The organism is Drancourtella sp. An57 (assembly GCF_002161525.1).
Taxonomy (GTDB): domain Bacteria; phylum Bacillota; class Clostridia; order Lachnospirales; family Lachnospiraceae; genus Sellimonas; species Sellimonas catena.
The window spans coordinates 13,390-35,337 of the sequence record NZ_NFHY01000011.1 but is presented as its reverse complement, the minus strand read 5'-3'; the positions used below and the strand labels follow the sequence as shown (position 1 = coordinate 35,337).

Below are 21,948 nucleotides of genomic sequence, written 5' to 3'. Positions count from 1 at the left end.
ATAAAGATAGTAAGAATTTGATGCAAGATAAAATTAGAGGTGACAGACAGCACATGACAAGCTTTGTAACATTAAAAGATGTACGGAAAATTTATAAAATGGGAGAAGTGGAAATCCGTGCTGTGGACGGCATTGATTTCGAGATAGAAAAAGGTGAATTTGCGGTAATTGTAGGGCCGAGCGGCGCCGGAAAGACGACTGTTCTCAACATTCTGGGCGGGATGGATACGGCCACCAGCGGGGAAGTGTGGATTGACGGGACAGACATCACGAAATTTAAAGCCCGGCGGCTGACCGGCTACCGGAGGGATGATATCGGATTTGTATTTCAGTTTTACAACCTCATTCAGAACCTGACCGCACTGGAAAATGTAGAACTTGCGCTTCAGATCTGCAAGGATCCGCTGGACGCTGCGGAAGTGCTGCGGGAAGTCGGACTGGGCGACCGCATGAAGAATTTCCCGGCGCAGCTTTCAGGGGGTGAGCAGCAGCGAGTCTCCATTGCAAGAGCGCTGGCGAAGAATCCGAAGATTCTGCTCTGCGATGAGCCGACGGGAGCGCTTGACTATAATACAGGGAAAGCAATTTTAAAACTTTTGCAGGATACCTGCCGGGAGAAGGGTGTGACTGTGATCCTGATTACGCACAACTCGGCCATTACGCCGATGGCGGACAGGGTCATTCATATTAAAAATGGAAAAGTATCAAAGATGATCAGGAACGAACATCCGGTTCCTGTGGAGACGATTGAGTGGTAGATGTAAATTTAAATCTTAGGAAAATCATAAAGACGAGATATGAAAGGAGGCGAAGATGATGAACACAAATAAAATAAGTAATTTGAATAGAATATTTACCCGCAATATGCTTCGCCACTTTATAGAAGGAAAAGTAGATAATGCCTATTCGTCAGTAGTAAGACGTTATATAAGTAATGCCGACCAAAAAAACAACCGGGAACTAATAAGTGAAATATATTGTGAATTACAAAATAATTATCGGAATGAATATTTTTATAAGAATACTTTGTTGAACAAATTACTTTTAGGTGTGCACAGTGTTAATACGACAACAGCCTTAACGGAAATTGCCATTGCAAAATCTAAAGCAGATTTTATATTAATAAATGGGAAAGCCGTTGTATATGAGATAAAAACGGAATTGGATAATCTGGAAAGATTAGAGTCTCAGATAGATGACTATTATAAAGCGTTTGAGCATGTGGCTGTGGTCACTTATGAAAAGAATCTGAAACAGTTGAAAAAAGTATTGGATAATATTGATAGACCGGTAGGTATTTATGTATTAAGAAAAAATGGAAAGTTAGGTACAGTTCGAAAGCCTCAAAAATACACAGGTGATTTGGACAAGGAAATTATTTTTAAGTTATTAAGAAAAAGTGAATATGAATATATAATTGCACAGCAATATGGTTATTTGCCAGAAGTTACACAGTTCCAATATTATTCTACTTGTAAAAAAATGTTTTTGCAGATACCCATAGAAGAGTCATATTTACAAGTTTTGCGAATATTGAAAAAGAGAATGCAACTAGAAAAAGAGGAATTTGTTAAGATCCCTTATGAATTAAAGTTTTTGGTGTATTTTATGGAATTTACATATGATGATTATCAGAAACTTGAAATTTTCTTAGAACGTCAATATGGAGGTGCGTAGTATGTATTTCCCTTATTTGAGAGGACGACAATTTGAATTAATCGCATTGCGTGAACTGGTAGAGAAAGATGTTTTGAGCAGTAAAATAACGCCAATTATTGAACCTGTAAAGTTATCTTCTACGCTAGTCAAAACTATAGAAACATATAAGGAGAATAATAAGCAGTTAGCCATTATTACTAACCCTAAGGTGGGCAGCTTTATTATTGATGCTGAAGAAAAGAAAAATCAGCAGTTAAAAGAAAGTTTGTCTGCATGTTTAACAGAAAATAGCAATATTCTTTTTATGAATTTATTAAGGCCAAATTCAAAACCCGACAAATTTATTGATAAATATTCAAACAATATGGGAACGATTTGTGACGATAAAGATGCAATTTCTACTTATGAAGAATACTTTGCTTTAGCAGATGTTAAGTATAATTTAATACCGGATGAAAGTGGATTTAGAAGAAAAATAAGAAAAAACAGAGTGATTTTGGCGGATAGATTCAATAAGATGCCCAGAAATAATGATTATATTGAAGTTGATGATGAGCCTTTTTCGGAAGATCATTTATACTATTTAGAAGATGGGTATATTGGTTTTGCAGATTATTCTGTGGTTGGCAAGGAATATAATGAAACTGGATTTGCACCTTATGCAGTTGCAATACATATCGTATATTTTGATTCAGATAATAGTTTACGTGTAAGACATTTTGTGTCTGATTCGAATGATGATATAAGTGACCCAGCTGGGAAATTTCAAGAAGCATTGTCGAAATTAGTGGTATGGAACGAAGAAGAGCAACTTGATACTGCGGCAATGAAAGAATTCGAAGATTTATATCGTCGAGAGGCTTATCCGGGATTAGGAACAGTGAAAAAATTATCTATTATGCATCATTTGGAACTAATAGGAAGATATTTGGATAAGGAGTAGCTTATGATAATTTGCGAAAAATGTTTTTGCGATACAGAAGTTATTTCTGTTATCCGGAACAAAGCAGAGATTGGGGACTGCCCACTGTGTAAATGTAAAAATGTACATATATATGATACGGATAAATATGAAGATCTGAGTATGATGTTTGATGAATTGATAAGTATATATACACCAGTTTCTTTGCTGCCAGAGTCATATCCAAAATCAGATACTCGTTTATTAAAGAGTGATTTAATTAATAACTGGAATATTTTTAATAAAAAGAGCGAGTCTGATGTGTATAATATAATAACAGCGATATGCAAGGAAAAATATAAGTATAACGCAGAACTATTTGATCATCCAGTTGGTATTCAGGAATTATATGACCAAGACTATTTATCAAAACATTCTCTTTTAGTTACTAATTCTTGGGATGATTTTGTAAATGCGATAAAAACAAAGAATCGTTTTCACACTCATTATGTGGATTTAAATCTGTTGGAAAGATTTTGTTCATACATTCGTAAACCCTATAAGGCAGGTGAGTTGTTTTATAGATGCAGGATATCGACGGAAGAAGGGATTCCGTCTAATGAAATGGGGGCGCCTCCAAAAAAATTAACTACGGATGGTAGGGCAAATGCAAGAGGAATCAGGTGTTTGTACTTAGGCGATAGTCCTGAAACTACGATCCATGAGACGAGAGCTGGAGCGTATGATTATGTAACGGTTGGTACATTTAAATTAAAGAAGGACATTATTGTTGTTGATTTAAAGGAAATTAATCAAATCAGTCCATTTATAGAAGGGATAGATTGTTTAGAGTATGCGATTAATAAGGAGCATTTAAATAAGATAAATGACGAAATGGGTAAAATTATGAGGAGAAGTGATAGTGCTTTGGACTATGTTCCAACGCAATATATTACCGATTTTGTCAAGAGTATTATTCGTAATGATGGTGCTGCTGAATATGCTGGTATAGAGTATAAAAGTGTAATGCATAGTGATGGGTATAATCTTGCCTTATTTGATCCTGATTTATGTGAATGTGTCGATACGCAGATTTATAGAATAGATATGATTGATTATCGCAAACATGTTATATGATAATAGTTTCTACAAGAAATTTAAAGAAAAAAGCGTTTACAGGAGTCCTTTACTATTCAAAAGACGATTTTGTCGTTGTGTTTTACAGGAATCTCCGGGAGACATGGAAAGATGAGCAGAATAATAAGGATGAAAAAAATCCAAAACATCAAAATGATGTTTTGAATGATGTTTTAAAAGATGTTTTGCAAAATCAGATAATCCAATTTTTGACCGAGAATAACAGGCTGAGCCAAAAGCAAATAGCTGCAAAAACAGGTCGATCCATAGCATCCGTACAGCGAGCAATGAAGAAGCTTTCTGAACAGGGGAAGATTGTTCGTGAAGGTGGAAAGCGTTTTGGACATTGGAAAGTAATATAATTTAACGAATCGAGTTCGAATGGCGGTGATAATATGAAAAAGACGGCATTAAGAAAAGAGTTCTGGATGTCGATCAGAAAAAGTCCGGGCCGTTTCCTTTCGATCTTTCTGATTGTCGCTCTGGGAGTTTCGTTCTTTTCCGGAATCCGTGCCTCGGAACCGGATATGCGGGTTTCCGGAGACAGATATTACGATGAGACAAACCTTATGGATCTGAAAGTACAGGGGAGCCTGGGGCTTACGGATGACGATGTGAAGGCGCTGTCCGAAGTAGAGGGAATCCGGTCGGCGGAGGGCGGATACAGTGTTGATGCCCTTTGCAAAGTGGGTGAAAATGAAGAAGTCATACATATTGCATCTTCCTATGACACGGTCAATCAGACGACAGTATCCGAAGGAAGAATGCCAAAAGGGGATTCCGAGTGTGTTCTTGATGAAGACTTTATGGAGGCGAACGGCTATGAGATCGGGGATACGATTGAACTCTCTTCCGGCACGGAAGATCCGCTGACAGACAGTCTGAAAAAGGAAGATCTTACGATAGTGGGAGCAGGCAGCAGCCCGGAATACATCTCCATTGAAAGAGGAAGCTCCCTGATCGGAAACGGTGAAGTCTCCGCCTTTGCGGTGGTGGCACCGGAGGCTTTCGTACTGGATGTATATACGGAAATTTATCTTCTTGTAGACGGAGCAGAAGCCGAAACCTGCTACACAGACGGGTACGATGATCTGATCGCGGAAGTCAAAAAGCGGGTGGAAGATATTGCTGATGTGGAGTGCGTCCGCAGGACGGAGGAGATCAAAGCGGAGGCACTTCAGGAAATCGCGGATTCCCAGAGTGAGCTGGATGATGCGAAAAAAGAAGCAGATGAGGAGCTCGCAAAGGCAGAACAGGAATTACAGGATGCCGAGCAGCAGATTACGGACGGACAGAAGCAGATTGACGATGGCAAGGCAGCACTGGAATCCGGCAAGGCAGAGATCAGCAGTCAGGAGAAGACCCTGCAGAATGCCGAGGCTCAGTATCAGAGCGGAGCGGCTGAGTTACAGTCCGGAAAAACTGCACTGGCAAGTCAGAAGGAAGCTCTTGCATCCGGAAAAAGTCAGGCTCAGGCAGAGTTCGCAAAGCAGGAGGAAGAGATTGCAAATTCCCAGGGCCAGCTGGATTCGGCCAAACAGCAGATCGATGCGGCCGAGCAGGAACTTGCCGCTCAGGAAGCAGAGCTGACTTCGGCAAGAGAAGAGATGGATCAGAAAAAAGCAGAGCTTGCAGCCGGACTTGAGGCATTGAATCAGCAGGAAGAGGAAATCAACTCCGGACTTGCTCAGGCGGAGCAGGAGATCAGTCAGAAACAGCAGGAGCTGGATGCACTGCAGGCACAGATCGACGAACTGGAAGCGACGATAGCATCGGATCCGGACTCTGTTACAGAAGAGATGAAGGCAAAGCTTTCGGAACTGAAAGGCCAGTGGGAAAGCGGAAACAGTGTCCTTGCGAATGCAAGAACTGAGCTGGAGGCAAAGAAAGCTCAAGCGCAGGAAGCGCTGCAGGAGATCGAGACACAGCGGACAGATCTTGCGGCGTCACAGAGCGAACTGGAACAGGCGGATCAGACCCTTTCGGAACAGGAAGCAGTCTTTCAGGAACAGGCAGCCGCAGCAAGAGAGGAGCTGTCTACACGGAAGGCTCAGTGGGAAGCCGGCGTAAAGGCGCTGGAAGAAGGAAAAGCGGCACTTGCAAGTGCAAAGCAGGCGACAGAGGCCAGGTTTGCGTCAGGAGATGAGCAGATTGCCGCTGCCGAAGCAAAGATCCGTGCTTCCGAGTCCGAACTTTCTTCGGCGGCATCTCAGATTGCAAGCGGAAGATCCCGGATTGAGGCTGCAAAAAATACGATTACGGAGCAGGAGACAAGTCTGGCACAGGCAGAAGCCGAACTTGCAGACGGACGGGCCGAACTGGAGTCCGGTCGGAAAGAATACGAAACACAGAAAGCAGACGCCGAGAAAGAACTGGCGGATGCTCAGATAAAGATCGACGATGCGAAAGCAGAGGTAGATGAGATCGAAGATCAGGAATGGTATGTCAATGACAGAGACGTTCTGGCAGAATACACAAGCTACGGCGAAAACGCAGACCGGATGCGTGCTATCGGAGAAGTGTTCCCGGAACTCTTCTTCCTTGTGGCGGCTCTGATCAGTCTGACAACCATGACAAGGATGGTGGAGGAAGAACGAACCCAGATCGGTACATTAAAAGCGCTTGGGTACGGAAAAGGAGCCATTGCAGGAAAATACATGATGTACGCATTTCTTGCGACGATGGGCGGCAGTATATTCGGAGTACTGATCGGAGAAAAACTATTTCCATATGTCATTCTTTATTCATACCAGATTATGTATACCCATCTGCCGCACATTGTGATCCCTTATCAGTGGAGCTATGCGGTGATGGCAACGGGAGCGGCACTGGCATGTACGCTGCTTGCCACGTTCTATGCATGTTATAAAGAACTGGCGGCACAGCCGGCGGAACTGATGAGGCCGCCTTCTCCGAAAGAAGGAAAGCGGATTCTTCTGGAACGAGTGACTTTGATCTGGAAACATTTGAACTTTACATGGAAATCCGCAATCCGGAATCTCTTCCGTTATAAGAAGCGGTTTTTCATGACAATCGCCGGAATCGGCGGCTGTATGGCGCTGATGGTAGTCGGATTCGGTATCCGGGATTCGATCATGTGCATTGGAACCATCCAGTATCAGGAGATTCAGGTCTATGATGGCATGATTTATCTGAGCAGCAGTGTGACAGAGGATCAGATTCAGCAGATTCAGGATGCCATGGATGGAATGAATAAGATGGACCGTTACATTGAGATGGAGATGACCAGAGAACCGGTGTCCGTATCCATTGACGGAAGCACAGAGGACGTTTACCTGTGCGTACCGGAGGACAAAGACGCGATCGAAGACTTTATGAACTTCCGAAGCCGGACGACAGGAGAGGTCTACCATATTCAGGATGAAGGTGTTATTCTGACAGAAAAAATGGCCAATACATTGGATGTTTCCAGCGGAGATACCATCTATCTCGGCGCGGACGGATCGGAAAAAGAAGTAACCGTCACGGCGGTCTGCGAAAACTATATGGAGCACTACGTCTATATGTCGCCGGAACTTTATCAGGAACTGTACGGAAAAGCACCGGAATACAACAGCATTCTTTTTGATCTGAAGGATGCGTCCACCCGGGAACTGTCACAGACGGGAGAAGAACTGTTGAAGTATGACGGCGTGTTGAATGTCACCTATACAAACAGTATTGAGGATCAGTTAAATACGATGCTGCAAAGCCTGAATCTTGTTATCGTGGTACTGATTGTTTCCGCGGGACTGCTTGCCTTTGTGGTATTGTACAATCTGAACAATATCAATATCACAGAACGCCGCAGGGAGCTTGCGACCCTGAAAGTACTCGGATTTTATGATATGGAAGTCAGTTCCTATGTTTACAGGGAAAACATTATGCTGACAATATTCAGTATCGCGGTCGGCATCGTGCTCGGGGCACTTCTTCACCGGTTTGTCATCACGACTGTGGAAGTGGACGCGGTTATGTTCGGAAGAGTGGTTAACTGGCAGAGTTATCTCTACAGCGCACTGTTCACCACGGCATTCTCCCTGTTTGTCAACTGGGTAATGTATTATAAACTGAAGAAGATTGATATGGTGGAATCACTGAAGAGTGTGGAATAAAAAGAACTCCTTTCATGAGAGGCATGAGAAAGGCTGATCGTGAAAGGAGTTCTTTTTGAGAAAAGAGTGAAACAGAAGCAAGAAAAAAGCAAGGATTTCCACATACATATAGACAGGCCTGCATGATATAATGGAAGAAATTCTCAGGAGGTGAAAAGATGAAGCATGGCGGCTCGATCCATAAAAGAGTAATGTATTACGCACAACAGGAAAAAGAAGTGCTTTATTGTGATCTGAACATCAAGGACACAGGTTATACGGAAAGGCAGGCAGAGAAAAGCAGAGAAAAGTACGGAAGCAACCTGATTTCCGGCCGCGCGTCCGACACGATATTCTACCGCCTGCGCAGGGCGTTTATCAATCCGTTTACAACGGTACTGCTGGCACTTGCAGTAGTATCGTTTATTACAGATATGCTGCAGGTCGAAAGCTTCAGCCGCAATGTGACAGCTTCACCGATTATTTTCTGCATGCTTGTTGTCAGTGGAATGATACGTTTTATTCAGGAAATGAAATCAAAAAAGGTGGCGGATCACCTGGTCAGCCTTCTGCATTCTACCGTGACTGTGCTTAGAGAAGGAAAATGGACAGAACTTTCATCCTCCGAGCTGACAGTTGGAGATCAGGTACGCATTTTCGCCGGAGACCGGATTCCGGCAGACATCCGTCTCACAAAAACAGCAGACTTGTTTCTTTCACAGTCTGTCATTACAGGAGAAAGTGCCGTGCTGGAAAAAACATCGGGGAAAATCAGTATACAGGACAGCTGCACTTACAGCGATTATAAAAATATTGCATGGATGGGCTCGGCGGTAATGGGCGGATCCGGAGAAGGGATTGTGCTGGCTGTCGGGCCGGATACAGTGTACGGCGGCTTTTCGGGAATGATATCGCAGCGGAAAAACAAGTTTGACCAGGGAGCTGCTTCTATTGCCCGGGTACTGCTTCGGTTTATGGGAGTCCTCATTCCAATTGTATTTGTTGCATGCGGCCTTACAAAAGGAAACTGGGCGGCTGCATTTCTGTTCGCCCTGTCCGTAGCAGTAGGTCTTACCCCGGAAATGCTTCCCATGGTTATTAATGCCTGCCTTGCAAAAGGGAGTGCTTCTATGGGGAAAAAGCAGACAGTAGTAAAAAACATTAATGCCATGCAGGGATTTGGAAGCATGGACGTACTTTGCGTCGACAAAACCGGAACGTTGACGGGAGATATAATTTTGCTGGAATACTATATGGATATCCTTGGGAATGAAAGTGAACGGGTACTCGAACTTTCCTATCTGAACAGCCTTTATCATACAGGAGTCCGGAATCACCTTGACACAGCGGTTTTGAAATACAGAGAAATGCCGGGGCTTGGTGAACAACTCGGCAGGGCTGCAGAGCAGAAAGCCAAACTGGATGAGATTCCGTTCGACTATGAGCGGAAGATCGCAAGTATTCTGGTAGGCGGAGAAGAAAACAACCTCCTGATTGTAAAAGGCAGTATTGAAGAAGTGTGCAGCCGCTGCAGATATGTGGAGTATAAAGGAGAAAAAAGAGAAAAGAAACCCGAAAATAGTTTCGATGTCCATGCGGTTGTAGATGAGATACTCGAAGACGGGATGAAAGTTCTGGCAGTAGCCTACAAGCCTGTGAAAAAGAATAATCTGACAAAAGAAGATGAAACAGACCTGATACTGATCGGCTATCTTGCCTTTTTTGATGCTCCGAAGAAGACGGCGGCGGATGCGATCGGGAAGCTGAAAGCCCTTCAGGTCGGAATCCGTGTATTAACAGGAGATCAAAAAAGCGTTGCGGCATCAGTCTGTCATCGTCTGGGAATTGACACAAGTCAGATACTTACCGGAGCAGAGCTGGACGCTATGAGTGAAGAAAAACAGATCATGCAGATTGAGAACACAATGGTTTTTGCGGAGCTGTCTCCAAAACAGAAAGCGGAGATTGTTGAAACACTGCAGGCAAACGGGCATACAGTAGGATATTTAGGAGATGGAATGAATGATCTGCCCGCCATGGTGGAATCCGATGTGGGAATTTCGGTGGATACGGCAGCAGAGGCGGTAAAAGAAGGCGCGGATGTCATTCTTCTGAAAAAGGATCTCAACGTGCTGGAGGAAGGGATACTGGAAGGAAGAAAAGCCTTTTCCAATATGACCAAATACATACGGATTACAGCCTCATCCAATTTCGGAAATATTTTTTCAATAGTAATTGCAAGTGTTGTACTTCCGTTTCTGCCGATTACATCTGTGCAGCTCCTTTTGCTGAATCTGCTGTATGATACACTGTGCCTTGTCCTTCCATGGGATCACGTCGACCAGGATGCATGCTCCAGGCCACTGGAATGGTCAGGACGGACGCTGGGACGGTTTATGAAATTTTTCGGCCCGGTCAGTTCCTTCTTTGATGTGATTACATTTTTGTTCCTGTATTTCATTTTTTGTCCGGCCCTGTGCGGGGGAGAATTTGCGCAGCTTACGGAAACTGCGGCACAGACACAGTTTATTATGCTTTTCCAGACCGGATGGTTTCTGGAATCCATGTGGACTCAGGTGCTGATTCTTCATCTGCTCCGGACAAGAAGAATACCGATGCTGCAGAGCAGGCCTTCCGGCCCGGTGATGTTCGTTACAACAGTTGGAATTCTCTTCTTTACTGTTTTAACTTTCACACCGCTTGGAAAGATAATTGGAATGATGGCGATGCCGGTTTCCTATTTTGGCTTTCTGGTCGGGGTTGTGATTTTATATCTTTTTGTTGTAACTGTTGCCAAAGGGATTTATGTCCGCAAATATAAAGAATTATTTTAAAAGGAGGAAGCAGAATGAAAAAGAAAATCGGTTTAATCAGTCTGGATTCCTCCACTGCAAAATGGATTTATGAAAAGTTACGCATATCCTCGCAAGGAGGAATGGCAGCTCAGGATTTTCAGGAAGGACTGGAGGATCTGCTAAATGGTGCCGTTGATTCTCTTATGCTGGAGCTGGATGAAACAGAAACACCGGTTTTACAGTCAAACCATTTACTCGTCTGCGGCGCACTCTCCATTGATCCAAGATTTCGGAAAGTCATCCGGGAAGGGGCGGAAATCCCGCTTACCCCGAAAGAATTTGATATTCTCTGGTTTCTGGCCCGCAACAGGGGAGAAATATTTACAAAAGAGCAGATTTACAAGGCAGTGTGGGAAGGAGAATATATGCTGGATGACAGCAACATCATGGCGTTCATAAGGAAACTGAGGAAAAAAATCGAGCCAAATCCGGATGCACCGGAATATATTCTGACCATCTGGGGAATCGGATATAAATTTAATGACCGGATATAACTGCAGAAACACCCTTTCACGGCTGAAGATCATTCGGCCGGAAAGGGTGTTTCTTACTGTAAACGCAAGAAAATCGCAAGGATTTAACCATGTGATTTTTTCTGCGTTTTTTCTATACTCAAAATGAAAGGAGGTATCTGCCGTTGAACAAATGAAAAGGAAGGAGATAAAAACATGCTCAAAGAAAGAAAACTGACTGTCCGGACAGCTGCGGAGGGCCCGGTAAAAGTTATTTTGAAAGAACTGAATACAAGCCTGCGCGGGCTTGATCCGGAAACGGTCATGGAAAACCGTTCACGCTATGGAACAAATAAAGTCACTCATGAAAAGAAAAAATCATTGCCGAAACGGATGGCCGGGGCATTCATCAACCCGTTTACCGCAATTTTGCTCTGTCTTGCGGCCGTATCCACGGTGACGGACATGATACTGCCGTATTTTTCCATACTTGGCCATACTCCGGAGGATTTTGACTGCCTTACTGTCGCTATCATTCTTGTTATGGTAGCTGTATCAGGCACACTCCGGTTTGTACAGGAATCAAGAAGCGGGAATGCAGCAGAAAAACTTCTGGAAATGATTACAACTACCTGTACGGTGACCCGAAAAGAACACGGAACAGAAGAAATACCGATGGACGATCTTGTAGTGGGAGATATCGTACATTTATCAGTAGGAGACATGGTTCCGGCAGATGTCCGGATACTTGACGCAAAAGATCTTTTTGTCAGCCAGTCCGGACTGACCGGAGAAAGTGAGCCGGTTGAAAAGCTGGCAGTTGCGGTTCAGGCTGAAGAAAACGCAGTCACAGAGTACAGTAATATAGCATTTATGGGAAGCAATGTAGTGTCAGGAAGCGGAACCGCGGTTGTGATCTGTACCGGGGACCATACGCTGTTTGGATCCATGGCGGCTTCCATGGCCGAAGAGCCGGCCGAGACAAGCTTTACGAAAGGCGTAAATGCAGTTTCGTGGGTCTTGATCCGATTCATGCTCATTATGGTTCCGCTTGTCTTTATTTTTAACGGAGTTACAAAAGGGGACTGGCTGGAAGCTTTTCTTTTCGGGATTTCCATTGCAGTCGGGCTGACACCGGAAATGCTTCCGATGATTGTAACGACATGTCTTGCCAAAGGAGCAGTCTCCATGAGCAAAAAGAAAACCATTGTTAAAAACCTGAATTCGATTCAGAATTTCGGCGCTGTGGACATCCTTTGTACAGATAAAACCGGAACACTGACACAGGATAAAGTCGTGCTGGAATATCACCTGAATGTCAGCGGAAAAGAAGACATGCGCGTATTGCGGCACGCATATCTGAACAGTTATTTTCAGACAGGGTATAAAAATCTGATGGATCTGGCGATTATCCATAAAACCGAGCAGGAAGAGGCAGAAAATCCGCAGCTGACAGATTTGTCTGAAAACTATATTAAAGTAGATGAAATCCCGTTTGATTTTACAAGACGAAGGTTATCTACGCTGGTACAGGACAAAAACGGGAAAATACAGATGGTAACTAAAGGAGCAGTGGAAGAAATGCTTTCCATCTGTGCTTATGCAGAATATGACGGAGAAGTAGTGCCGCTGACAGGAGAAATCAGGGAGAAAATAATAAACACGGTAGATGGATTAAATGAAAAAGGATTTCGTGTTCTGGTGGTTTCTCAGAAAAGCAATCCGTCTCCGGTTGGAGTTTTTGGGGCACAGGACGAATGCGATATGGTCATGATGGGGTATCTGGCCTTCCTGGATCCGCCGAAAGAGTCTACGATGGAAGCGATTCAGGCACTAAAACGGTACGGGGTTGCCACAAAAATACTGACAGGTGACAACGAGAAAGTAACACGCACAATATGCAGACAGGTAGGACTGAAAGTCCGGGGAATGCTTTTAGGAACAGATCTGGAAACTATGACTGATGAAAAACTGGCGGAAGAGGCTGAATACACAGATGTATTCGCAAAGCTGACACCGGAGCAGAAAGTCAGGGTAGTCAGGGTACTGCGCGAAAAAGGCCATACGGTAGGATTTATGGGAGACGGCGTTAACGATGCAGCCGCAATGAAGTCGGCGGATATCGGAATTTCGGTGGATACCGCTGTTGATGTTGCAAAGGAATCCGCAGATATTATTCTTCTGGAAAAAGATCTGATGGTATTGGAAGAAGGCATTATTGAAGGAAGGAAAACCTATGCCAACATGCTTAAATATATTAAAATGACCGCTTCCTCCAATTTCGGGAACATGTTTTCAGTACTGGCGGCATCAGCATTGCTTCCGTTTCTGCCAATGATGAGTGTACAGCTGATTTTTCTGAATCTGATCTACGACCTTTCATGCACGGCAATTCCCTGGGACAATGTTGACGAAGAATTTCTGCTTGAACCAAGGCGATGGGATGCATCGTCCGTTGGAAACTTTATGATTTGGATTGGTCCTACAAGTTCTGTTTTTGATTTTCTAACTTACATTTTCCTGTATTTTGTGTTCTGCCCGGTCTTCGTCTCGGGAGGCATTCTTTATAATGATCTGCCGTCACATTTTCAGGGGGAAGAACTTATCCGGCTGCAGTCCATGTATACAGCCATGTTTCAGGCGGGATGGTTCATAGAATCCATGTGGAGCCAGACACTGGTTATCCATATGATCCGCACACCAAAACTGCCTTTTGTGCAGAGCCATGCGTCTGCACCTTTGACGCTCCTGACTTGTGCAGGTATAACCGTGCTTACCCTGATTCCGTTTACCCCGCTTGGCACAATACTTGGATTTGCACCTCTGCCATTAAGCTATTTTGCTTTTCTGATCCCGTGTACTCTGCTTTATATGGCACTGGCTACCAGTCTGAAAAAAGCATATGTAAGGCATTATGGAGAATTATTATAAGGAGGGCGCGAACAATGAAATGGTCAACAATCTGGATAAAACTATTTGGAACTACCAGTCTGTTTGGAGTGGATATGGGATTCTGGGTATCTATATCTGCAGTTCTTCTGATTGTACTGGCAATGAATCTTGTATTCTGGGGGATGAAACCAAAAAAAGATGGAAGTGAAAAGTGATAATTGTAAACAGGAAAAGTACTGCTGTCCATGAATGATCAGATATCATTACAGGACAGCAGTACTTTTCTAATGGGAAAATTCACAGAGTTTTTTACTCTGTGAAATATTTTTTATTTCATTATAAATAGAGATAACATTTTCTTCTGTTACCCTCAATTATTATAGCACAATAAGTAAAAAAAGCAACGAGATTATCTACTGCGATGGCAGAAAACAGTTGATTTTATCTGTCCACAATGCTGTCCTTTACAAATTTCAAACATAATAAAGATCTTTTCACCGTCAAAATCCTTGTCTGTCCAGTATTTGTTTCCCATGATCAAACAAGAAATTCATGATTATTTTTCTATTTCCAAGTCTTTTCATTTCCCGTCAATAAAAAACGTCAGACAGAGTCTCCTCCAAAAAACCAGTCGGTGCCTCCATACGGCCTCTGCCTTTTCGCAGAGTAAAAAACTTTACGAAAAGGGGGAAGCAGCCATCTGGTATATGCTGCATTGCGGAAAGGGACAGGAAGCAGAGGCCGTGCAGAACTGGAAACAGCAGGATTCCGCTGCCAGGGCACAAGCATTTCTGTTTACCTTTGAGCGGATGAAACGGTATGAGGGAAGCTGGCATTCTCTCCATGCACCGCTGTTTCCGGGCATGTTCTTTCTGGAAAGTGAAACAGACTGCGTTCCAAGGGATCAGGAAGTGGTTCCGGTGGATGAAGAGACAGAAGCATTTCTGCGCAGACTTGGTGGAGCGGATCATTATGTTCCCATGTCCAGAGGCATTATCCGGGACGGTGTGACGATAGTGACAGAAGGCCCTCTTGTTGGAATCGAAGCAAGAATCAGGAAAATTGACCGACATCGGCGTCTTGCAAAAATCGAAGGACCGTCAGAACTCTGGCAGAATGAAGGATTCTGGACCGGCCTTGAGATTACGTCAAAAAGCTGAGAGGTGTGGAGCATGGAAAACTGGTATGCACTCAGGACTGTACCCGGAAAAGAAGAAGCGGCGGCAGAGCTGTTACGCCAGACAGTAGATCCTGCACTGTGGGATGTCTGCAGCGTATTGAAAAAGCAAAAACTGTTTCGTGCAGATGGAAAGCTGATTCTGGATACGGAACTGATGTTTCCGGGATTTATTTTTGTAAAAACAGATCAGATGGGAGAACTGGCAGAAGTTCTGGAAAGATCGCGAGAATACCCACAGCCTGTCGGAGGAAAAGAATGTCCAGTCCGGATTGAAGAGGAAGATCTGCACTTTCTTCAACAAGTCTGTGGAAAACGGCTGGATGTTCCAATGGGACTGTCGGAAGTCGAAGCGGATGACGAGGGAAATCTGATCCGGGTCGGTGGAATTCTCAAACCATATTCCGGGCAGATTGTCAGGAAACGTCTGAGAAAACGCTATGTACTGGCAGAAGTAGGACTCTTTGGAAGACAGGAAACGATTCTGTTTGGAATCCGCCTTCCAGGGGATCAGATCTGGCAGAATGATACAAAAATACAGCAGCAAACATTTTCACGACAGTAAAGACTGCCGGGAAAAGAACTGCCGTAAGAAAAGGGAATGAGTTCGGGGCGCAGGCCGTGAAATGGCGAAGCACGCCCTTTTTCAGGAGGGACTATGTGGTACGTGATACAGGTGATGACCGGAAAAGAAGAGGAAATGAAAACGATCATCGAAAGCAAGCTTCACAGAGATCTCTATGAAGACTGCTTTTACATAAGAAGAGAGAGGATCTGGTGTCTGGAAGGACAGAAGATCTGCCATGTGGAAACCATGTTTCCGGGGTATCTCTTTGTCACCACAAAAGATCCGGAAGCCCTGTACTGGGAACTAAAACACATCCCCGGACTTACGAAATTACTGCGGGCCGAGGAAGACGTCTTTCTTGCAGTTTCATCAGAAGAACAGGAATTTCTTGAGAATCTGATTGATGGAGACAAGGAAAAGATTGTCCGGCTGTCGGATGTAGAGCTGGACGACGAGAAGAAGATTCTTTCGGCAGAAGGACCGCTGAAACATTATGTTGGAAATATCGTAAAGAAAAAGATACGTCTTTGTTATGTAATGATAGAAAAAGAACTGTTCGGACAGAGAAGGAAGATACTGATCGGGATCCGGACGAGGGAGGAGAGAAAGAAATGAAAAACCTGCTGATTTTAGGCGCAGGAGGACATGGACGTGTAGTAGCTGAAACGGCAAGAGCTATGCGGGATACGGAAGGTAATCCGGTATATGACAAGATTGATTTTCTGGACGATTTGAAACCGGGGGCAGTTGGGAAAATCAACGACCTGCCGGTATTTAAAAAAGAATATCAGGATGTATTCCCTGCAGTGGGTGTGTATCAAAAACGGCTGGAACTGTATTCACGGGCGAAACGCTTTGGATTTACAGTTCCAGTTTTGATTCATCCAGAAGCATATGTCAGTCCGTCGGCAACGATCGGAGAAGGAACGGTGATTCTTCCTAAAGCGGTCGTACATACGGAAGCGACGATTGGAAAGGTATGTATTCTTTCGATCGGAAGCCTGACCGATCATGACTGCGTGCTGGAAGACGGTGTCCATCTGGACTGTGGAGCAATTATAAAAGGAAGCAGAATTCTGGAGGGAGAGAGGATACCCTGCGGGATGGCGATAGAAAATCAAAAAGAAATGAGAAAGGGATAAGCAAGGGGGAGATATCCTCTTTGAAAATGGGAGTGTAGTCATGAGGAAGAAAAACTATCTGAAGAAAAAGCAATATCTGGACATCTATTTATCTTTGATGGCGCTGGTGTTCCTGTCGCCATTCTTTCTTGCGCTGATGATCGCAATCAAACTGGATTCACCAGGGCCGGTCTTTTTTAAACAGAAGCGCGTAGGAATTCACAAAAAACATTTTTACATTTTGAAGTTTCGGACCATGCGGACAGATACGCCGAAAGATATGCCGACTCATCTTTTAAAAGATCCGGATCAGTATATTACAAAAGTCGGAAAGTTCCTGAGAAAAACATCTCTGGATGAGCTGCCGCAGATCATTAATATCCTGAAAGGCGACATGGCGATTATCGGGCCGAGACCGGCACTCTGGAATCAGTATGATCTGATCGAAGAACGTGACAAGTATGGAGCAAACGATATTCTTCCGGGACTGACCGGATGGGCACAGATCCACGGAAGAGACGAGCTGGAAATTTCGGAGAAAGCAAAACTGGACGGCTATTATGTGGAGAATTTAAGCTTCGGTCTGGATGTGAAATGCTTCTTTGGCACGATCCTGTCTGTGCTGCGGTCAGATGGTGTGGTAGAAGGCGGAACCGGCGAGATGAAGAGACGATCTAAAAAAATGTAGAGGTGTGCTTGAAATGAAAAATAGAAAATCCACGTTAAAAGAAAAGGCGGTATTACTTGGTGTTCCAGCAATTGGTGCTGCAGTAGCAGTTTATAAAAAAAACCAGGCCCGGACACAAATTTATAAAGAACTTTTAAAAAATGAAGAACCAAAGCAAAAAGATAATAGTGATCAGAAAAATAGTGTTAAGAAGCGCATCTTAATTACTGGCCAAGGTAGTTATATTGGAGAATCCGTTGAGAAGTGGCTTGTAAGATTTCCAGAAAGCTATGATGTAGACACAGTAGATATGATTGGAGATGCGTGGAAAAACACGGATTTCTCTGTATATGATGTGGTATATCATGTGGCAGGAATTGCGCATGCTGATGTTGGAAATGTAACAGAGGAACAGAAGAAACTATATTATCAGGTTAATACTGACTTGGCAGTTGAAGTGGCTGAATATGCAAAAAAAAGTGGAGTGAAGCAGTTTATTTTTATGTCTTCGATGATTGTTTATTCTGGATGTAAGGAGAAAATCATAACAGAAAAAACAGAACCACAGCCGCTTAATTTTTACGGAGATAGTAAATGGCAGGCAGATCAAAAGCTGCAGGAACTTAAAGATGATAAGTTTAAAGTAGTTATTTTACGACCTCCAATGATTTATGGAAAGGGAAGTAAAGGAAATTATCCAGAGCTTGCGAAATTAGCTACGAGAATTCCAGTTTTTCCAAAAATAAAGAATAGAAGATCTATGCTCCATATCGACAATTTATGCGAGTTTGTAAAACTAATGATTGATAATGAAGAGTCTGGAGTATTTTTCCCTCAAAATGCAGAATATACCAATACGTCAGAAATGGTACAGATGATTGCAACGGTACATGATCATATGATGCTCATAATACCAGGAATGTCATGGGCTACAAAAATTATGATGCATATACCAGGAAAAATAGGTGCTCTATCAGAAAAAGTATTCGGAGATCTGGCTTATGATCTGACAATGAGTACATATAAAGAAAACTATCGTGTTCATACATTGATAGATTCAATAAAAGCAACAGAGGAAACGGAGTAATGAAAAGAGTTTTATTTTTAGTAAACCACGATGTGGTCATATACAATTTTCGGAGAGAACTGGTAGAGGAACTGTTGAAAGAAGAATGTGAAGTTATTATTTCCTCTCCATATGGTGAGCGTATCGACCTTTTAAAAGAAATGGGATGTAAGTATGTTCCGGTAAAATTAGATCGTCATGGAAAAAATCCAATAGATGAAATTAAACTTATTTTATACTATATAGAACTTATTCGAACAGTTAAACCCAATATAATCTTTTCCTATACAATAAAGCCTAATCTGTATGGAGCAGTAGCTGCATCTATTTGTAAAGTACCGATTGTAGTGAACATCACAGGACTTGGATCAGCAGTTGAGAATCCAGGAAAAATGCAAAAATTGATGATATTAGCGTATAAATTAGCTTTTAGGAAAGTACAAACTGTATTTGTACAAAATAAGGAAAATAGGAAATTTTTTATTGATAATCATATTGCTGTGGATAAATTAAAATTGCTCCCGGGATCGGGGGTTAATTTAGAACAATTTCACGTACTCGATTATCCAAGTGATGATAAGGTTGAATTTGTATTTATTTCCAGAATCATGAAAGAAAAAGGTATAGACCAATATCTTGAGATGGCGAAGTATATTAAGAAAAAATATCCTAAAACACATTTTCATATCTGTGGCTTTTGTGAAGAAGAATATGAAAATATTTTAAAGGAATATGAAAAAGAAGGGATTGTAACCTACCATGGACTCATTATGGATGTGAGAGAAGTATTATCATATACACATTGTACTGTGCATCCGAGTTATTATCCTGAAGGAATTAGTAATGTATTGTTAGAAAGTGCTGCATCAGGAAGACCACTTATATCAACAGACAGAAGTGGATGTAGAGAAGTTATTGATGATGGAGTAAACGGATATATTATTCCTCAGAGAGATACAAAGGCTTTAATTGAAGCAGTAGAAAAATTTTTAAGTCTTGATAATGAAAAAAGACGACAAATGGGATTAGCTGGAAGAGAAAAAGTGAGGCGTGAGTTTAACAGAGAATGTGTAATTAATGCATATTTAGAACAAATGTCTTGTGTCAATGAAAGGGAAATATAAATGGTTAGAGTCTTACATATGATTGGAAGTTTAGAATTGGGTGGTTCGCAGTCAATGATTATGAATATTTATAGGAAGATTGATCGTGAAAAGCTTCAATTTGATTTTATTGTTGATCATCCTGATAGAATGTATTTTGCTGATGAGATACACAAACTTGGTGGAAAAATATTTATAATGCCAACATTCGTAGGAAGCAATGTATTGGAGATTAGAAAAAAGTGGAAGAAATTTTTTCTAGATCATCAGGAATATAAAATCCTTCATAGTCATGTTAGAAGTTATGCCTCTCTTTATTTGCCAATAGCTAAGAAGTTTGGAATAACAACAATTATTCATAGTCATAGTACTTCAAATGGAAGAGGAGCAACAGCATTGATAAAAAACATTTTGCAAATACCGCTTCGCTTTCAAGCGGACTATTTTATGGCTTGTTCTAAATGTGCAGGGCAGTGGCTTTTCGGGAAGAGAATAGTTAGACAAAAAAACTTCTTTATTATTAGAAACGCTATAGATTTGGAACAATTTGCATATAACGAAGACGTACGCATTAAAACCCGTAAAGAATTAGGAATAGAAAAGGAATTTGTATTAGGATTCCTAGGACGAGTGACAGCACCAAAAAATCCGTGGTTTGTATTAGATGTTTTTAATGAAATAAAACAAAGAAAGAAAAATGTAAAATTGCTGTTTGTGGGAGATGGGGAACTACTTCAAGAGATAAAAGAGAGTGCAAAAGATAAGGGACTTGCAAAAGATATTATCTTTACAGGGACTAAAGGTAATACATTTGAACTTTATGCAGCAATGGATGCGTATTGTTTTCCATCGTTATGGGAAGGCTTGGGGATTTCATTAATTGAAGCACAAGCTTCGGGAGTGTATTGTATTTGTTCAGAAAATATCCCTGACGAAGCAATAGTAACAGATTTTGTTGAGAAGGTGAAACTGGATAAAGGTGCTGCTATTTGGGCCAGAAAAATATTACAGCATCAAAAATACAATAGAAAGTGTACCTCTGATCTCATAAGGAAAGCTGGGTATGATATTAGAGAAAATGCGAGATGGATTCAGAAGTTTTACTTAAAAATAGGAAAGAGCATTTAAAGGGAGAGAGGTAATGGTTGATAAAACTATAAGTAAAGAAGACACCACCGTATTGAAGGGGATAGCCATTATTATGATGGTTTCAGGGCATGTAATGACTTTAGAATGGATGGAAAAATTCGTTCAAATATGGGATATTACAATAAATAACATACCTTTAGCCGCAATTATAAGTGATATATTTAATTATTGCGTGTCAATTTTTGCTTTCATATCAGGATATGCTTGGGGGAGAGAATATCCTGTGCCAAAATGCAAAAGGCAGCAATATTATAAAAAATGTATGCGAAGAATTGTAAAATTATATATCGTGTACTGGATTATTTTAGCTTTTATTAATTTTCCGGTTTATGAATTGGAAAGTTGCATTGACATTGGAAAATGGGAAATTCCGGGAGTATCTGAAATAGTTAAAAATTTGATGGCAGTATCTTCGGAAATTTCAAAATTTAACTGGTATGTTCTTTTCTTTGCAATAGCAGTGATAACATATCCATTTTTGAAAAGTATATTAGATAAAGTATCTGGTTTTCCATATTTAAAAATATGTATGGTTATTATAGCATTTTTGATAATGAGATTTATATTTAGAATATTATATAGTTATAACATAATTAATATTGAGATACTAAATATTGCATCGAGATACTTTACCAATATGCCAACAATCTTAATTGGAACATTGGTATATCAATATAATTTGTATGGTAAGATTAGAGGAAAGTTAAATTCGAAAAAATGTTTATTTATATCTCTAATTATATTATTGGGAGCTTCTAGCGGAAAGTTTTTTATGCACTTTGTCTTGAAAAATACATCCAATATAGATAGTTTTCTGATTCTCTTTGTAATGTTTGCTTTGATGACCATTATACATGAGATATACGAAAATAAAAACATGATTTCAGGATTTATTTTGAAAATATTAAGGCATTTAGGAAAATATAGCTTGTATATTTGGCTTATACATTCGATATTTGTAAGTGAAATTATACAGCCATTTACTTATGTTTTACATTTTCCTATCCTAATAGTTTGCGAAGTTTTGATTATTTCGCTTGCATTAGCCTGGATAATCCATAAAGTAGCAAATAAAAAATGATTATTATAGAAATCTGAGGGGATATT

Annotated in this window: 19 protein-coding genes; all 19 read left to right on the top strand. The window is 41.6% G+C overall.

Annotated elements, in window-relative coordinates:
- Positions 1-53 precede the first annotated feature (53 nt).
- Entirely contained in the window at positions 54-758 is a 705-nt protein-coding gene (locus B5G11_RS10320) for an ABC transporter ATP-binding protein (RefSeq protein WP_087167677.1), read from the top strand.
- Between the two features lie 58 nt (positions 759-816).
- On the top strand, positions 817-1,677 hold the full coding sequence (locus B5G11_RS10315) for a sce7726 family protein (RefSeq protein WP_087253396.1): 861 nt from the start codon (positions 817-819) through the stop codon (positions 1,675-1,677).
- A gap of 1 nt (position 1,678) precedes the next feature.
- Positions 1,679-2,602: a sce7725 family protein gene (locus B5G11_RS10310; protein WP_144289687.1), complete on the top strand. Its 924-nt coding sequence runs from the start codon at positions 1,679-1,681 to the stop codon at positions 2,600-2,602.
- Positions 2,603-2,605: 3 nt separating this feature from the next.
- Positions 2,606-3,697 carry an RES family NAD+ phosphorylase gene (locus B5G11_RS10305; protein WP_087253392.1) on the top strand — a complete coding sequence of 364 codons (1,092 nt, stop codon included), beginning with the start codon at positions 2,606-2,608 and terminating at the stop codon, positions 3,695-3,697.
- Positions 3,694-4,059, top strand: a complete 366-nt coding sequence (locus B5G11_RS10300; RefSeq protein ID WP_087253391.1) for a winged helix-turn-helix domain-containing protein — start codon at positions 3,694-3,696, stop codon at positions 4,057-4,059. Before B5G11_RS10305 ends, B5G11_RS10300 begins: the two co-directional genes overlap by 4 nt.
- A 33-nt stretch (positions 4,060-4,092) precedes the next feature.
- Positions 4,093-7,812: an FtsX-like permease family protein gene (locus B5G11_RS10295; RefSeq protein ID WP_087253388.1), complete on the top strand. Its 3,720-nt coding sequence runs from the start codon at positions 4,093-4,095 to the stop codon at positions 7,810-7,812.
- Positions 7,813-7,970: 158 nt separating this feature from the next.
- Positions 7,971-10,625 (top strand): magnesium-translocating P-type ATPase, encoded by a 2,655-nt coding sequence (gene mgtA / locus B5G11_RS10290; RefSeq protein ID WP_087253386.1) that lies wholly within the window; start codon positions 7,971-7,973, stop codon positions 10,623-10,625.
- Between the two features lie 14 nt (positions 10,626-10,639).
- Entirely contained in the window at positions 10,640-11,140 is a 501-nt protein-coding gene (locus B5G11_RS10285) for a winged helix-turn-helix domain-containing protein (RefSeq protein WP_087253385.1), read from the top strand.
- Between the two features lie 174 nt (positions 11,141-11,314).
- Positions 11,315-14,029, top strand: a complete 2,715-nt coding sequence (gene mgtA / locus B5G11_RS10280) for a magnesium-translocating P-type ATPase (RefSeq protein ID WP_087253383.1) — start codon at positions 11,315-11,317, stop codon at positions 14,027-14,029.
- 14 nt (positions 14,030-14,043) lie between these two features.
- Positions 14,044-14,205, top strand: a complete 162-nt coding sequence (locus B5G11_RS16530; protein WP_087253381.1) for a hypothetical protein — start codon at positions 14,044-14,046, stop codon at positions 14,203-14,205.
- A gap of 492 nt (positions 14,206-14,697) precedes the next feature.
- Complete coding sequence (locus B5G11_RS10270) at positions 14,698-15,150, top strand: hypothetical protein (RefSeq protein ID WP_087253379.1); 453 nt, start codon at positions 14,698-14,700, stop codon at positions 15,148-15,150.
- Between the two features lie 12 nt (positions 15,151-15,162).
- Complete coding sequence (locus tag B5G11_RS10265) at positions 15,163-15,732, top strand: transcription termination/antitermination NusG family protein (RefSeq protein ID WP_087253377.1); 570 nt, start codon at positions 15,163-15,165, stop codon at positions 15,730-15,732.
- A 93-nt stretch (positions 15,733-15,825) separates the two neighbouring features.
- A complete protein-coding gene (locus B5G11_RS10260; RefSeq protein ID WP_087253375.1) occupies positions 15,826-16,350 on the top strand; it encodes a transcription termination/antitermination NusG family protein in 525 nt (174 codons plus the stop codon).
- Positions 16,347-16,877: a hypothetical protein gene (locus B5G11_RS10255; RefSeq protein WP_087253373.1), complete on the top strand. Its 531-nt coding sequence runs from the start codon at positions 16,347-16,349 to the stop codon at positions 16,875-16,877. The genes B5G11_RS10260 and B5G11_RS10255 overlap by 4 nt, the downstream gene beginning before the upstream one ends.
- Positions 16,878-16,917: 40 nt before the next feature.
- On the top strand, positions 16,918-17,544 hold the full coding sequence (locus B5G11_RS10250) for a sugar transferase (protein ID WP_087253371.1): 627 nt from the start codon (positions 16,918-16,920) through the stop codon (positions 17,542-17,544).
- A gap of 13 nt (positions 17,545-17,557) precedes the next feature.
- The gene (locus B5G11_RS10245) at positions 17,558-18,610 is read left to right on the top strand and encodes an NAD-dependent epimerase/dehydratase family protein (RefSeq protein ID WP_087253369.1); all 1,053 of its coding nucleotides are present in this window, start codon (positions 17,558-17,560) and stop codon (positions 18,608-18,610) included.
- Positions 18,610-19,713, top strand: coding sequence for a glycosyltransferase family 4 protein (locus B5G11_RS10240; RefSeq protein ID WP_087253367.1), 1,104 nt, complete (start codon positions 18,610-18,612; stop codon positions 19,711-19,713). Before B5G11_RS10245 ends, B5G11_RS10240 begins: the two co-directional genes overlap by 1 nt.
- Before the next feature lie 18 nt (positions 19,714-19,731).
- The gene (locus B5G11_RS10235) at positions 19,732-20,820 is read left to right on the top strand and encodes a glycosyltransferase (protein ID WP_158099257.1); all 1,089 of its coding nucleotides are present in this window, start codon (positions 19,732-19,734) and stop codon (positions 20,818-20,820) included.
- Between the two features lie 13 nt (positions 20,821-20,833).
- Entirely contained in the window at positions 20,834-21,922 is a 1,089-nt protein-coding gene (locus B5G11_RS10230; protein WP_087253364.1) for an acyltransferase, read from the top strand.
- Positions 21,923-21,948 lie beyond the last annotated feature (26 nt).

Coding starts and splice junctions, on each gene's coding strand:
- B5G11_RS10300 (WP_087253391.1), top strand. CDS start 3,694: ATGATAATAGTTTCTACAAGAAATTTAAAGAAAAAAGCGTTTACAGGA.
- B5G11_RS10310 (WP_144289687.1), top strand. CDS start 1,679: ATGTATTTCCCTTATTTGAGAGGACGACAATTTGAATTAATCGCATTG.
- B5G11_RS10250 (WP_087253371.1), top strand. CDS start 16,918: ATGAGGAAGAAAAACTATCTGAAGAAAAAGCAATATCTGGACATCTAT.
- mgtA (WP_087253386.1), top strand. CDS start 7,971: ATGAAGCATGGCGGCTCGATCCATAAAAGAGTAATGTATTACGCACAA.
- B5G11_RS10295 (WP_087253388.1), top strand. CDS start 4,093: ATGAAAAAGACGGCATTAAGAAAAGAGTTCTGGATGTCGATCAGAAAA.
- B5G11_RS10235 (WP_158099257.1), top strand. CDS start 19,732: ATGATTGGAAGTTTAGAATTGGGTGGTTCGCAGTCAATGATTATGAAT.
- B5G11_RS10270 (WP_087253379.1), top strand. CDS start 14,698: ATGCTGCATTGCGGAAAGGGACAGGAAGCAGAGGCCGTGCAGAACTGG.
- B5G11_RS10305 (WP_087253392.1), top strand. CDS start 2,606: ATGATAATTTGCGAAAAATGTTTTTGCGATACAGAAGTTATTTCTGTT.
- B5G11_RS10320 (WP_087167677.1), top strand. CDS start 54: ATGACAAGCTTTGTAACATTAAAAGATGTACGGAAAATTTATAAAATG.
- B5G11_RS10315 (WP_087253396.1), top strand. CDS start 817: ATGAACACAAATAAAATAAGTAATTTGAATAGAATATTTACCCGCAAT.
- B5G11_RS10260 (WP_087253375.1), top strand. CDS start 15,826: ATGTGGTACGTGATACAGGTGATGACCGGAAAAGAAGAGGAAATGAAA.
- B5G11_RS16530 (WP_087253381.1), top strand. CDS start 14,044: ATGAAATGGTCAACAATCTGGATAAAACTATTTGGAACTACCAGTCTG.
- B5G11_RS10230 (WP_087253364.1), top strand. CDS start 20,834: ATGGTTGATAAAACTATAAGTAAAGAAGACACCACCGTATTGAAGGGG.
- B5G11_RS10265 (WP_087253377.1), top strand. CDS start 15,163: ATGGAAAACTGGTATGCACTCAGGACTGTACCCGGAAAAGAAGAAGCG.
- B5G11_RS10245 (WP_087253369.1), top strand. CDS start 17,558: ATGAAAAATAGAAAATCCACGTTAAAAGAAAAGGCGGTATTACTTGGT.
- B5G11_RS10240 (WP_087253367.1), top strand. CDS start 18,610: ATGAAAAGAGTTTTATTTTTAGTAAACCACGATGTGGTCATATACAAT.
- mgtA (WP_087253383.1), top strand. CDS start 11,315: ATGCTCAAAGAAAGAAAACTGACTGTCCGGACAGCTGCGGAGGGCCCG.
- B5G11_RS10255 (WP_087253373.1), top strand. CDS start 16,347: ATGAAAAACCTGCTGATTTTAGGCGCAGGAGGACATGGACGTGTAGTA.
- B5G11_RS10285 (WP_087253385.1), top strand. CDS start 10,640: ATGAAAAAGAAAATCGGTTTAATCAGTCTGGATTCCTCCACTGCAAAA.